The 13291-nt window shown below is 66.8% G+C and carries 12 protein-coding genes and 2 pseudogenes; 5 read left to right on the forward strand and 9 right to left on the reverse strand.

From position 1 onward, the window contains the following. Positions 1-173: 173 nt before the first annotated feature. Genes ACIP89_RS11910 through ACIP89_RS11930 form a run of 5 tightly spaced genes read right to left on the reverse strand, consistent with a single transcriptional unit; the run spans position 174 to position 5360 of the window. Positions 174-908 carry a type I-E CRISPR-associated protein Cas6/Cse3/CasE gene (locus tag ACIP89_RS11910; RefSeq protein ID WP_402114510.1) on the reverse strand — a complete coding sequence of 245 codons (735 nt, stop codon included), beginning with the start codon at positions 906-908 and terminating at the stop codon, positions 174-176. Continuing rightward, positions 905-1798, reverse strand: a complete 894-nt coding sequence (cas5e, locus tag ACIP89_RS11915) for a type I-E CRISPR-associated protein Cas5/CasD (RefSeq protein ID WP_402114512.1) — start codon at positions 1796-1798, stop codon at positions 905-907. Before cas5e ends, ACIP89_RS11910 begins: the two co-directional genes overlap by 4 nt. Further along, complete coding sequence (locus tag ACIP89_RS11920; protein ID WP_402114515.1) at positions 1795-3147, reverse strand: type I-E CRISPR-associated protein Cas7/Cse4/CasC; 1353 nt, start codon at positions 3145-3147, stop codon at positions 1795-1797. The genes cas5e and ACIP89_RS11920 overlap by 4 nt, the downstream gene beginning before the upstream one ends. Positions 3148-3202: 55 nt before the next feature. Beyond that, positions 3203-3763 carry a type I-E CRISPR-associated protein Cse2/CasB gene (casB, locus tag ACIP89_RS11925; protein ID WP_401931868.1) on the reverse strand — a complete coding sequence of 187 codons (561 nt, stop codon included), beginning with the start codon at positions 3761-3763 and terminating at the stop codon, positions 3203-3205. Then, on the reverse strand, positions 3756-5360 hold the full coding sequence (locus ACIP89_RS11930) for a type I-E CRISPR-associated protein Cse1/CasA (protein ID WP_402114518.1): 1605 nt from the start codon (positions 5358-5360) through the stop codon (positions 3756-3758). The genes casB and ACIP89_RS11930 overlap by 8 nt, the downstream gene beginning before the upstream one ends. Before the next feature lie 145 nt (positions 5361-5505). Here ACIP89_RS11930 and ACIP89_RS11935 point away from each other — a divergent pair, with 145 nt between their 5' ends. The 3 genes and pseudogenes from ACIP89_RS11935 (at position 5506) to ACIP89_RS11945 (ending at position 7225) form a co-directional block, all read left to right on the forward strand. Next, complete coding sequence (locus ACIP89_RS11935) at positions 5506-5844, forward strand: DUF2750 domain-containing protein (protein WP_402114521.1); 339 nt, start codon at positions 5506-5508, stop codon at positions 5842-5844. Positions 5845-5930: 86 nt separating this feature from the next. Next, positions 5931-6359, forward strand: a pseudogene (locus ACIP89_RS11940) (transposase); the annotation flags it as partial. Positions 6360-6469: 110 nt separating this feature from the next. Then, entirely contained in the window at positions 6470-7225 is a 756-nt protein-coding gene (locus ACIP89_RS11945) for a transposase family protein (RefSeq protein WP_402114524.1), read from the forward strand. A 695-nt stretch (positions 7226-7920) separates the two neighbouring features. On the opposite strand, the gene ACIP89_RS11950 is transcribed toward ACIP89_RS11945, so the two are convergent. Genes ACIP89_RS11950 through ACIP89_RS11960 form a run of 3 tightly spaced genes read right to left on the reverse strand, consistent with a single transcriptional unit; the run spans position 7921 to position 10369 of the window. Continuing rightward, the gene (locus ACIP89_RS11950; RefSeq protein WP_402114527.1) at positions 7921-9219 is read right to left on the reverse strand and encodes an ABC transporter permease; all 1299 of its coding nucleotides are present in this window, start codon (positions 9217-9219) and stop codon (positions 7921-7923) included. Further along, on the reverse strand, positions 9216-10100 hold the full coding sequence (locus ACIP89_RS11955) for an ATP-binding cassette domain-containing protein (RefSeq protein ID WP_402114530.1): 885 nt from the start codon (positions 10098-10100) through the stop codon (positions 9216-9218). The genes ACIP89_RS11950 and ACIP89_RS11955 overlap by 4 nt, the downstream gene beginning before the upstream one ends. After that, positions 10058-10369: a hypothetical protein gene (locus ACIP89_RS11960; protein ID WP_402114603.1), complete on the reverse strand. Its 312-nt coding sequence runs from the start codon at positions 10367-10369 to the stop codon at positions 10058-10060. Before ACIP89_RS11960 ends, ACIP89_RS11955 begins: the two co-directional genes overlap by 43 nt. A gap of 517 nt (positions 10370-10886) precedes the next feature. Between ACIP89_RS11960 and ACIP89_RS11965 the strand changes: the two genes are divergently transcribed. Together ACIP89_RS11965 and ACIP89_RS11970 are read left to right on the forward strand one after the other, a co-directional pair. Next, on the forward strand, positions 10887-11642 hold the full coding sequence (locus ACIP89_RS11965; RefSeq protein ID WP_402114533.1) for a transposase family protein: 756 nt from the start codon (positions 10887-10889) through the stop codon (positions 11640-11642). A gap of 16 nt (positions 11643-11658) precedes the next feature. Beyond that, a pseudogene (locus ACIP89_RS11970) lies at positions 11659-12357 on the forward strand (transposase); the annotation flags it as partial. Between the two features lie 21 nt (positions 12358-12378). On the opposite strand, the gene ACIP89_RS11975 reads toward ACIP89_RS11970, so the two are convergent. Further along, complete coding sequence (locus ACIP89_RS11975; RefSeq protein WP_402114536.1) at positions 12379-13062, reverse strand: alpha/beta fold hydrolase; 684 nt, start codon at positions 13060-13062, stop codon at positions 12379-12381. Positions 13063-13291: the final 229 nt, after the last annotated feature.

Below are 13291 nucleotides of genomic sequence, written 5' to 3' on the forward strand. Positions count from 1 at the left end.
TCTGAGTGAAGTGACAGATGCGGAAACCGCGACAACGCGGGAACGCTTGTTCGCTCAGGAGACCTCTGGCGTGGCCGGGGGGTTGTACGGGAGCGGGGACTTCGTCGGCATGGCCGGGACGCCCCGTGCGGATCCCCACAGGCGCGCGTGGACCATGCCGCGGCCGAAGGGGTTCAGCGCACGAGGATCAGCCCGCAGCTGTACGCACGCGCGTGACCGATGCCCTGGGTGAGGGCCGCGACGAACGCCTTGGGGTCGGTGACTGTGAGGGTGCCCTTGAGCTCCGCGCGGGCGATGCGCAGGCCCTTGTGCGGTGCCGGGCTGGAGACGCGCGGAAGCATGCGCACGGCGATCCGGTCGGTGTCGGTGTCCGCGCCGATACGGGTGACCCCGTCCGGGGCGACCGCGGGTTCGCCGGGCGGCTGGAGGCGGCGCGCGAACCATCCCTTCACGTGTTCGGGGCGCGTGTGGGGGACGCGGGTACCTCGGGTCTTCGGCGGAGAGCCCGGTGGAGGCGGAACGCTGCGGACCGGATTGACGACTGTCCGGAAGGCGACCTGGTCACCGACGCGGAAGGTGCGGTCGATGGTGAGGGGCTCCGGCTTCTCTGCCAAGGCCCTCTGGGGGATACCGCTCCAGTCCGCCGGGATCGACGACTGGACCACGAGGTTGAGCCGCGCCTGGCGGAGGTCGAGGGTCCAGGTCGACAGGATGCCCATCTGGGCACGCGGGTCCGGGCTGCCGTCGTCCACCCAGCCGGGGAAGCCGCTCATGACGGTCCGGTGCATGTCCTGTGCGTCGATGAGTGACTTACCGGCGTACGGATGCCGGGAATCCAGGGTCAGCAGGGTCTGGGCGGCGACGAACCGGGCGGCCGGGGCGTTCGACGCGGCGGCGGTCGTGTTCACAGGATGATGTCCCATCCACGGGCGTGTGCGGCGATGGTGATGCGGTGACGGGTCTCCCAGCGGAGGCTGTGGGTGCCCCCGTCCGCTCCGAAGCGCACGGGCTGGTCGGACAGGGGGCCGACACCGGGGAGCGGTCTCGGACTCTCGATCCAGGCCCATGGGCGTTCGCGCGCCGCGGCCTGCGGCCCGCTTTCGGGGCCGACGGCATCGGGGAGCAGGGCATGTGTCTCGAACGCCGACCGGAGAGGGCCGGGGACGATACCGAGGGCGAGGTCCCCCGAAGGCGGACAGGCCTTGCGGCCGAGCCAGAGGAGCCGCCTCGGGTGCTCCAGGGCGTGGGCGATGCGTTCCAAAAGCTTGGTGTCCGGGTGTTCCAGACCGACGAGGAAGGCGGCGTCGGAGAGGTACCAGCGCTCTGTGATCATGCTGTGGCGGCGAACCTCCCGGGACACAAGGGCTCCTGACACCGGGTCGGTGGCCACGTACTTCGGCGATCCGTACCAGGCCTCCAGCTCCCCCCGGCCGAACGGACCGGCTTCCGAGGCATCCTGCGGTGGGACCGACGGCGGTTCCGTCGTCGCTCTGGCGGCCCGCTGGTGGTCGGTGATGAGGTCGCGCGGGCGCAGCGGATACGTTCCCCCGCCGACCGTGTGGTAGTCGCGAAGCGGCACGCCCGGCCGGTCGGCCCGCACCCCGAAGAGCACCTCGGCGAGTTCCCCGAGGGGTTCTTCCCGGGGCAGCCCGAGAGCCGCGGCACACATGCCGATCACGCCCGACTTCGTGGGGCGGCTGTGGGTGTCGCGGCGGGAGAACCTGCCGTTGACGCCCCAGGACTGGAGAGGCCCGGCCAGCCGGACGAGCAGGACGTGCGCCCCGGTCTCTCCGCTCACGGCGTGAGGTCCTCGGCCCGCTCCACCACGGACAGCGACTCCGGCAGCCCCAGCTCGCCCAGGAGCAGGTCGATCTCGGGGTCGTACGTGAGCACCCTCGCGGAACGCAGGTCGCCGCGGCGGCGGCTGACGAAGGTGTGGTGGCGCAGCAGCCTGCGTACGGCGGCGGGGCCGGCCGGTCCTTCCCCGCCGGCCGACGAGGGCCCCTCGTCGACCGCCTTCTGGAAGGCGGAGGCGTAGTTGTAGGGGCGTTCCCCTTCGAAGGCGAGGACGAGCGCGGGGAGCGATCCGGTGGACGCGGTGGAGTTCTTCTTCGCTTCCGGGAATGCCTCGACGAAGGAGTTCACGAACTCCTTCTCCGCCTCGGACGCGGCCTGTTCGGCCTCGGCCTCTTCCATTCCGGCTACCCGTAGATTGGTGCGGAGCTGGGTGCGGTCGAGAACCGCGTGGCGGTAGAAGGTGCCGGAGATCAGGGACTGGTACCCGGTCATGCCCGCTCCCGCGTCGTCCGCCGCGTCGAGGAAGTCGAGAGCATTGCGCTTGCGATCGAGCTTCGCGTCATCGGCTGCCGCGTAGAAGTCCTCGATCTGTTCCGACTCGTGCACGGTGAAGGCGTGCCCCGTCTGGACGGCGCCGTCGACGTTCGGCGAGTCGGGAATCTCGGCGAGGAAGCGGCCGTAGAGAGCGATGTCCACGGCGTCGCGCGGGGCGAGCGCCAGCAGCACGGCGTCGCGTGTGGCCTTGGGCAGAGGAGGAAGGGAGGCTTCCGCCGCGGCTTCCACCGTGACGTCGTCCGCCTCCGGCGGTGCCGCGGCCTTCTTCTTCGCTCCGCGCCGCGTCTTCTTGGCTGCCTCGGCCTGCGCCTGGGCTTCGAGATAGGCCCCGCGCCACTCCTCGACCTCCGCCGCCTGATCGACGATGTGCTGTGCGATCCTCGCCCCGGCGTCGGACGGAGCGAAGATGAGCACCCGGGTCAGATGGGCCACGGTCTTCTTGTTCGGGTCGCCGAATTTGAGGCCGCTCGCCTCCAGCACGGCTCGGGCCGTGGTCAGAGCCGTGTCCGCATCCCAGCCGTGCGCGGACTCGAGTGCACGTCCGGTGAGCAAGGCCCACTCCCGGGTGCGGACGCCCATGCTGCGTCCCTTGAGCGCCCCGCGGCCGGCGTTGGCCCGGTTACGGGCGTGGACCCGCTCCGCACGCCTGCGGGCCTGGCTCGTGATCATGTGGCGTTCCACGCCGCCGAAAACGAGGGTCTTGGGCTGCCCGTTCTCGTCGCGCACCGGGAGGACCGCGGCCAGCGTCTCGATGAGGTGCAAGGAGAGGAACTGGCTGCGAGGTGACTCGGTCACGAGGTGGTGTCCTTCCGCGTCGTCGGTCGAATCGTGGGTGGAGCCGCCGGTGGCGTCATCGGTCCGTCCGGTGAGTTCCGGCCGCGCCCGGCGGAGTGTGGAACTCGACCGACCACCGATAGGCGACGCGCGCTTTGCGGTCGTGCCATCGGATGAGGTCCTCGGTCAGACCCGACCAGGACGGTGGGGGCTGTTCGCAGGACCGCAGCCGGGTGATCGTGTGCTGGAGGTGGCGCCAGGGGATGCGCCGGCTGGCGACGACACGGTCCAGAAGCCGCTGGGCACCCGGATTGTCCGGCCCGCGCCCGGTCCCGTCCCCGATCCTGCGGGCCGCGGCGCCGAGGCTGCCGTGGCCGTACGAGGGTGCGGGACGTCCCTGGTGGTAGAGCGCGAACAGGAACGCCATCCGCTCGAAGAGGTCGCGGTGGTCGTCGCCTCCGAACCAGCCCGCGCGGATGTGCGCGTTGGTGCGGACCCGGTCCCGGCGGAGCTCGGCGAGCGTTCCGTACTCGCGGTTGCGGACGAGGGCGGTGAGCCAGGCGGTGAGTGCCGTGCTGTCGTGCGGGAACCGGGACGGCTGTGTCCCCGCTCCGGCCGGCGGACTCTGCTCAGTCAAGTGCGGTCTCCCCTCGGAGTTCGGCCGGGGCCCGGCCGCCGGACATGGCCTCGTCGAAGAGCCGCACGGCCCGAGCCCGCGCGCGGTGATTGCGGTCGCTGGGCGGCAGTGCGTCCAGGCGCCGGAGCAGCTGGGTGCGCGCCGTCTTCATCAACTCCAGTGCGTAGGCGACCAAGGGGGCGGACACCGGGTCGTCGTCCTCGATCCCTCGGTCGATCACCTCGTCCAGCAGCTCGTGGAAGGGGTCCTCGGCCGCGGGCCAGAACGCGTAGCGGGCGTCGAGCCGTGCCACCTGTCCGGCCTCGTCCGTCGCCCGCACCGCCGGGAACGCGGTCTCCGCGGCCACGATCGCCGCGTGCTTCAGGGTCCGCGCCATGTGCTCGGCGATGTCCGAGCCCCTGCGGGACGCCCGGTAGAGGTGCGCGGCCATGCCCGGGGCATAGGGGTAGGCGCCGTGTGTCCAGATGACGGGAAGCGTCTTGTTGGCCAGGAGCCCGACAGCCCAGAGCTGGTACGGGGCGCCGGGCATCGTCCGCTTGTACGGGAGAAGGGACCGCAGCCGCGCGTACAGCCCGGCCCGGTCGTCCCTGACAGCGCTGTAAAGGGCGTGGGCCTGTTGCCAGAGCGCTCGGCTGGGGGAGGGCCAGAGCGGCTTCGACGTGCCGTTCGTCGTCCTGCCGTACACGGCGTCCTGAAGATGACGTGCCGGGTCGTGTTCCAGTACCTCGCCGGCCCCGATCAGGACCCGGTCGACCGTGATCTGCCCGTGCGGCCCGTGCGCCGGACGCAGCAGCACGGAACGCCCCAGGGCGCTGTGCAGGTCCGCCGAGCTCCGCGGCACCCGGGGCTTCGCCTTCTCGGTGAACGTGCGCCGTTGGAGGTCGCCCGTGGTCCAGGAGGTGTTGAGCGGCATCCCCGGCCCGTCGGGCGGATAGACGTTCAGCCGCAGGGTCTCGCCGAGCGTCTGCCCCAGGGCGACGACCCGGATCCGTCCGGTCAGCCGGCCCGCCGCGAGATTGGTGACCTTGGGGCCGAGCCGCTTTCCGGACATGCGCGCCCGCCCGTACGGGCCGTAGACGTGCTGGGTGAGAGTGGCGCGAAAGGCGTCCGCGGCCGGAAGCGGATTTTGGAGTTCGAGGTGATGGTGGTCGAAATGCTGGTTGTAGTCGCCCGAATGTTCGATGACCAGCTGTGCTGTCCCGGTGCCGCTCTCGCCAAGGTCCGCCGCCAGTTCGGAGTTCTGCGCCAGCGGCTGTGCGGGGTGGAACAGATCCCAGGAATCCGCCGGTTGCTCCCCCAGCCATGCGGCGGCCGACGCCAGGCTCCTCCGGTCGAGGACCCAGGCGCGCCATTCCTTGTCGGAGGACGGACAGGTGCCGGATGCGAAGCAGATCGCCAGCAGGTACTCGATGACGGCGACGGTCTCGCCCGGTGAGGCGCAGTCGAGGATGGCCAGCTCATCGGCCTGGGTGAAGAGCCCGCACAAGGAGTGATGAGCGGTCGCGCCGGTGAGGGTGACGGTGGGAATGCAGGGCTTGAAACGAGGGTCCCAACTGGGCCGCGCCCCGGCGGGATTCAGCGGTCGAGCCTCGGGCAATCCATGTCACCGCCTTCTGCCTGGCTGTTGAGCCGGTCTGGCTCAACAGCCAGGAAACTATCAGGCGGTGGTCGCGGCAAGGACGTGTTATCCGTCTTAGAACTCCTAACGAAATGGGTCTTGGGGAACGCTAGGCTTGGTGGCCATGAGTCAGAGCGGTTCGCAAGCGGCGGCATTCTTCCGAGATGTCCGTGCAAACAGAGTGGTCTGGCTTGTCCGGGATGACGACGGAAGCCCGACTCACCTCTCCGCCGACGGCACGCGAAGTTTTCCCTTCTGGTCGACCTCGCCCCGGGCTCACAGGGCGGCGAAGATCTGGGGGCGTGGGCTCCGCGTCGATTCCATGCCCTTGGACACCTGGTGTGATCTTGTACTGCCCGATGCTGCCAGGGATGGACTCGTGATCGGCATCAACTGGAGTGGGCCGCATCTGGTCGGCTGGAGCTTCACCCCCAGGGAAGCCCTTAACCGGCTAGCGCTGTGACCACATAGGTTCACCGGTTTCTGCCCGGTGGCTGGGCCTGCCCGGATTGGATGGAGGAGATCTGTCCGTTCGGGTGGGGAGGCATGGTGGCGCCACCAGTCAGGGTCCGCAGGTTGACCGAGCAGGACGGGCAGAGGCTGCAGCAGATCGTGCGCCGGGGCAGCACCAACACGGTGCGCTATCGGCGGGCGATGATGCTGCTGGCCTCAGCCGGCGGGAACACCGTGCCGGTAATCGCCAGGCTGGTGGCCGCGGACGAGGACACCGTCCGCGACGTCATTCACCACTTCAACGAGATCGGCCTAGCCTGCCTGGACCCTCGATGGGCGGGAAGTCGTCCCCGCCTACTGACGCCTGACGACGAGGACCTCGTCGTGGCGACGGCCACCACCCGCCCGACCAGGCTCGGCAAGCCGTTCACCCGCTGGTCGATCCGCAAGCTCGCCGAGCACCTGCAGCGCCTGCCATCGGGGCCGATCCGCATTGGCCGTGAGGCGCTGCGCTGCTTACTGAGCCTTTTCCAAGCTGGTTTCGTTGACCGCGAGCTGGACAGTCCTGCACAACGACGAAGCTCCTGGTAGACGGGTTCTCGACCAAGATCACCCGTGTCCGCCAGGAGCTTCGCGTGCTTGTCTATCCGTCTTCGATCGATCTGTCCAGCCGCACCTTGCGGTTCCTGGCCGGGCGGCTGACCACCAGACGGCAGGAGATCGGGACACGGTGGCGGCGCCTTCCCGCCTCGCGACAGGCTCTACTCGCCCTGGCCCACCTGCGGTGCGGTGACACCTACGCCCAACTCGCCGCCGGATTCGGCATCGGGATCGCGACTGCCTACCGCTACATACGTGAAGCCGTTGAGACCCTGGCCGCTCCGGCCCCGTCCCTGGCCGAGGCGATGAGGACGATCCGGACGAAGGCGTTCGTCATCCTCGACGGCACTCTGCTGCCGATCGACCGCATCGCCGCTGACACCCCCTACTACTCGGGGAAGCACAAGCGCCACGGCATGAACGTCCAGGTCCTCACCGACCCGTTCGGACGGTTGCTCTGGGCCTCGCCGGCGCTGCCCGGATCGACTCACGACCTCACCGCCGCACGACAGCACGGCATCATCGAATCCCTCACCGAAGCAGGACTCAAATGCTGGGCCGACAAGGCGTATCAAGGCGCCGGCGGACCCGTCCGGGTACCGTTTCGCGGCCGTCGCCTCAAGAGATGGAAGCGCCGCCACAACACCACCCATGCCAAGATCCGCTGCCTCGGCGAGCAGGCCATGGCCACCCTCAAGGGCTGGCGCCTCCTGCGGAGGCTCAGCTGCAGCACCAACCGCATCACCGACGTGGTGAAGGCCGTCCTCGTCCTTCACCACGCATCAGCGTGAGGTTGGAAAACGCTCAAGGACCTAGAAAATCATCATTCTTGCTGGACAGAGGCGCTTTTCGCCTTTCTGACCACCCATCGGGCCTCAGGCTACCCGCCAGATTTCACCTTCGGAGAAAAGCTTTGCAGCGCCACGGGGTCGCCGCGGTCGCGGTTCCCCCGATGGCGAGGGCGGCAGCAGCGACCATCCAGCTGAAGAGGTCTGTGGCCGGGTTGGACGTCCAGTCCCACCAATTTTGGGGGTACCAGATCAGAAGGAAGGCCGATGCCAAGGGGAGGGACCAGGCGAGCTGGTTGCCCAGTAGCCGCATCGACACTAGTGCGAGACCGAGCCAGATCAAGAGGGATCGGACGAAAATAGCACCACCCTCCGACCCGACTGCGAATGCCTCAGTGCCAAAGGAAATTACGCAAACCGCCAGCGTCAGGCTCGTACAGTATCTGCGGCGATAGCTATGCATCACTGACGCACCCATCTCGTTATGCGTCGACATGGCGCCGTCGAACGCCGCCGTGAGGAAGACAGCAGACAAGAATGGGATTTCGCGCCGGAATGGTACCCCGGTAGTAACTCCACCGCTCCCTATGGAGGGAAGCGCGATGTTAGTACCGCCAAAAAGTGCTGACAGGAGGACGACAGCGGACGTAGCAACTAGGACGGCAACGGCTCGGTGGACTCTCGCGTAGCGGAGGAAGTCAGAAGAGGGCATCGGGCTCGCACCATGATGGTTCTCGAACAATGTAGCTGCGTTCCTGAGTGAGCCACTTTCGCTGTTCGGCTACTGGAGCTCGCAAAGCCGTGGTCGCTGCACGCTGGGCAGCGGAAACGCCCTCCATGTGAAGCCCCTCGTCGGCGACCGCAGGATCTTGACCGGTGGAATGGTATTCAAGCCAAAGATGGATGTTGTCCATGGCCTGCCAGACTCGGTTCTCTTGTTGCGGCGGAATACAAAGACCCAGCGACTCCTTGAATACCCGGTCGGCCATAGCTATCGCTGCAGTACGCACGTGCCCTTCGGCGATATCAAATCCACCGTCGCCCCGCGTGGTCCGCTTCAGCCCAAATTCATAGAAGGTTCGAGGTGCCTTCAACCAGGGAAGGGGAGACTGGTCCAAGCGCTGGGCCATGCGTGTCAAGTCGTTTAGGTATTTGCGATGCTCGGGCCACACGCACACCCGCGGAGCCCCTTCTTCGGCACGCTCACACACTGGCGTCGTTGCTGTTGCTGGACGCTCGACGCGCAACTCGCCGGCAGCAGGCACAGCGACCAACGCGAGCAACGAGACGGCTGCCGCTCCAGCCGCGACGCCGCGGATATGCCACGGCGTTCTGTGTCGAGACATCTGACGTTCGACGCTGCCACGAAGTGGCGGGGCAGTCACCGCCAGCGCCGCGAGAGCGAGTGCGAACAACAACCGTACGATGACAGGAAAAAGCCGAAGATGCTCCTCCGGAGGCCCTGCCAGAACATTGAATTTGAAGGGCAGTGCCAGCATGCTGATGAAACATCCCAGCGCGCAGACCGCCGGGGTGAAGGCGACAGATGGCCACCATCGCCCAGCTAGGTGACCCACGGACGCGAAGATGATCAGGGTCGAGCCACCGAGTAGCAGGTAGGAAGGCCACAAGAAGCCGGGGCCCGCCGCGTCAAATGAAATGACTGCGGCGGTCAAGCACCCGATCGCGTACGCGAGGAAGCCGAGAGTGAGGGTTGCGGCCAGCCGCACAGCCTCAATCCTCCAGGCTGGCCGGGCGGCCCCAAGCACAGCCTCAGGCATTCCTGAGCGGGAGGAGCGTCCGGCCTGCCAGGCCGAAACACCAGCGAGCACGGGCCCAAGGAAGAGTGTGACGACCTGGGCCGCCGCACTCGCTTCGGGCCACACGCCGATCCAGTACCGGGACCGACCAAAGAGAACCAGCAGGTCCACGGCGATCATCACGGGGAACGCCGTCAACAGTGGAGAGCGGCGCAGCTCGATGCGATAGGCGTTCATCGCGAGCCCTCCTCATTAGGCCAATGGTCACCAAGCACTGTCATGTAGCCACGTTCCAGGGGACTGTCGCCAGGAGCGGTGGGCTTGGCCAGCTCTGCCAGCTGCGCGGGCGTGCTGCTGTGGCGCACCTGGCCATCGTTCAGCACCAGGACGGCATCGCAAGCGACACCGACGTCCTCGACCAAGTGCGTACTGAGGACGACCGCCGTTCCCGCGAGCGCGAGGGAACGGATGAGCTGGCGGAAGTCGAGACGTTGGGCTGGGTCAAGGCCGACGGTCGGCTCGTCCAGGAGGAGCAGGGATGGGGATCCGACGATGGCCGCAGCAATCCCGGCCCGCCGGAGCATGCCGCCGGACAGAGACTTCATGGAGACCTGCGCCCTGTCGGCCAGGCCAACCGCCGCCAGCGCCTCCTTGGTCATGGCGTCGGCCTTCTTAGAGGGGACCTCACGCAGCCAAGCACAGTAGCGGACGAAATCCGTTACCGAGAAGCTCGGGTAATAGCCGAAATCCTGCGGGAGATAGCCGATTCGGCGACGGGCCCGTCGCGCCTGCCGCTCGTTGCTGACGAGGTTGCCGAACAGCTCCAAACTCCCGCTCCACGGAGGAGTAATGGTGGCCAGAGTGCGGAAAAGGGTGGTTTTACCCGCACCGTTGGGTCCCAATAGGCCAGTTACTCCAGGCTGGATAGAGAGGTCGAGATTATCGATAATGCTTCGACTTCCGTACCCTTGAGTAAGGGCCGCCAATCGAGCGATGGGGTGTGTCGACATTGGCAGATTTCCTCGAAAAGCAGGACGGGCCCGCCATTGGTGGCGGGCCCGCGATGATACTGGCTTCAGGCTCCTGATACACGGGTCTTGTTGATCTTGAACGTGCATTCATACGAGGTGAACTTCCCCGTGTATGCACGGTTTAGCACCTTGTATTTATACTCGTCAATCTCGTTGTTGCAGTCATACCACGTGTCGTAGTCCCAAGAAGGATAGTTGGTCGCGCTTGAGCAGTAGCCGTGGCCGGAGGTGGAATACCAGTACCCTCGGCACCCATAGCTCCACGACGACTCAGCAGATGCGCTGGATAGCGGAGCAGTGAGGCCGATAGCGGCGACAGCCATGGCTCCAACCACGACTCCCTTGGCCATCTTCATGCCACTTATGCGTGACTCAAGTGAATTCACGTTTATCCCCCCCAGGGAATTTCGAAAATCGAGGAATAGCGCCCCGAATGCGAGATATGACAGTAGCACGCCAAGCCGGTTCGATCTAGGTAAATAATAAACCTTGGACCTCTGACGCTGTGTAACCAAGGTGGAATTGTGCGATTAGTGTAGCTTTAGTGCCTTAGTTTCCGTGTGGGTGAGCTGTTTCAGCCAAGGCTTATTTCGAATCATTGAACCTCTTCAGCTGTGCCTCTTCAGGGTGAGGACGGCCTTGGCTATACACATCTTGCGGTTGGGGCTGCATCGGGACCCGCGGAGGATGCCTTCAATGGATCGTCGGGCTTCACGTGGAGTGTGGTGGCGAGGGCGTCCAACTCTGTCTTCGCACACTGAGCCTTTTCCAAGCTGGTTTCGTTGACCGCGAGCTGGACAGTCCTGCACAACGACGAAGCTCCTGGTAGACGGGTTCTCGACCAAGATCACCCGTGTCCGCCAGGAGCTTCGCGTGCTTGTCTATCCGTCTTCGATCGATCTGTCCAGCCGCACCTTGCGGTTCCTGGCCGGGCGGCTGACCACCAGACGGCAGGAGATCGGGACACGGTGGCGGCGCCTTCCCGCCTCGCGACAGGCTCTACTCGCCCTGGCCCACCTGCGGTGCGGTGACACCTACGCCCAACTCGCCGCCGGATTCGGCATCGGGATCGCGACTGCCTACCGCTACATACGTGAAGCCGTTGAGACCCTGGCCGCTCCGGCCCCGTCCCTGGCCGAGGCGATGAGGACGATCCGGTCGAAGGCGTTCGTCATCGTCGACGGCACTCTGCTGCCGATCGACCGCATCGCCGCTGACACCCCCTACTACTCGGGGAAGCACAAGCGCCACGGCATGAACGTCCAGGTCCTCACCGACCCGTTCGGACGGTTGCTCTGGGCCTCGCCGGCGCTGCCCGGATCGACTCACGACCTCACCGCCGCACGACAGCACGGCATCATCGAATCCCTCACCGAAGCAGGACTCAAATGCTGGGCCGACAAGGCGTATCAAGGCGCCGGCGGACCCGTCCGGGTACCGTTTCGCGGCCGTCGCCTCAAGAGATGGAAGCGCCGCCACAACACCACCCATGCCAAGATCCGCTGCCTCGGCGAGCAGGCCATGGCCACCCTCAAGGGCTGGCGCCTCCTGCGGAGGCTCAGCTGCAGCACCAACCGCATCACCGACGTGGTGAAGGCCGTCCTCGTCCTTCACCACGCATCAGCGTGAGGTTGGAAAACGCTCACTGTCCCGCCGCGGGATCACCTTCCAGCGCACCAAGACCTGGAAGGAGTCACCGGATCCCCACTTCGAGGCGAAGCTGGCGCGGATCGAATTCGCGTTGCATGAGCGGCCGGATAGGACCTTCGCCTTCGACGAGTTCGAGCCGCTCGGTATCCGGCCCACCGCCGGATCCTGCTGGGCCCAGCTGAGCAAGCCGGACCGATTGCCGGCCACCTACCACCGCACCCACGGCGTCACCTACTTCCACGGCTGCTACGCCGTGGGCACCGATCGGCTATGGGGCGTCAACCGGCGCCGCTAAGGCGCCGGCCCCACCCTCGCCGCGCTCAAGTCGATTCGGGCGGCCCGTCCGGATGGCGCCCCGATCTACGTCATCCTGGACAACCTGTCCGCGCACTGCGGCACGAAGATCCGCGCCTGGGCGGCCCGCAACAAGGTCGAGCTATGTTTCACCCCGACCTACACCTCCTGGGCCAACCCGATCGAGGCGCACTTCGGGCCGCTGCGGCAGTTCACCCTGGCCAACTCCAACCACCCGAACCACCCGGTGCAGACCCGGGCCCTGCACGCCTACCTGCGCTGGCGCAACGCCAACGCCCGACACCCCGACATACTCGCCGCCCAACGCGAGCAACGCGCCCGCATCCGCAGCGAAAAGGGCATCCGCTGGGGCGGCAGACCACTACCGGAAATGGCCTGACGACCCAACCCCGCCACAGCACTACGAGTTCGCGGCCTCCGCCAGGATGCGGGCGAGCTCGTGGGGGCGGGTGGCCATCGGCCAGTGGCCCGAGTCGAGGTCCACGTACTCAAGGTGGGGCACGCGGGCGAGGTCAGGGCTCTCGCCAGCGGCGATCCACTCCTTGGCCTGGGCGGGAGTGAACTCGGGGCAGATGAGCACAACGGGGACGTCGAAACGGCGCTCGTCGGTCAGGCGCATGACTCCCCGGGCGACCCCCTCGGGGACAGGAACAGCGGCGGACGCAAGGCGGTCCCTGGTCTCCTGGTCCAGGTCGGCGGAGTCCGCTCCCTCGAACGGGCCCCAGCCTGGGAACGGCATGGTGCTGCCCTCAATCGCGAAGTGATCGGCGTAAGCCCGCCCGTCGGCGGCAGGGAAGCCGCCGATCAATGCGACCTTGGCCACCTTCTCCGGTCGCGCGTCGGCGGCCAGCCAGGCCAGGCTCGATGCAGCGGAGTGCCCCACCACCAGGGGCTTCCCCGGTGCCGCATCAACGGCGGCGAGCACTGCTGCCAGCTGGTCATCGAGCGTCGTGGAGGCGGTGCCGTCGCCCTGGCCGGGGAGGGTGAGCGGCAAGGGACGGTGGCCGAGTGCAGTGAGTTCGGGCATGACCTCGTCCCATGCGGATCTGTCGAACCACAGGCCGGCGATGAGCAAGATGTCCACGGATGTTCTCCCGGAGAAGAGCCGGATCTGGCTGCCGGCACGTTATCGGGAGGCTCTGACAACGGGCGCAGGCCACCCCAACCCGGCAAACGTTCCCGGTCACAGCACTAGCGGCAGATAGCTAGTCCACGGCATCGGTCGCCAGAGCGCGCAGGCGTCGCCAGCAGATGAGTGCGCATCCGAGGGTGAGGAAGGCTTCGTGGATGTCGTCGCGGATCTCCCAGCGGAT

It is taken from the genome of Streptomyces sp. NPDC088730 (genome assembly GCF_044751215.1).
Lineage (GTDB): Bacteria > Actinomycetota > Actinomycetes > Streptomycetales > Streptomycetaceae > Streptomyces.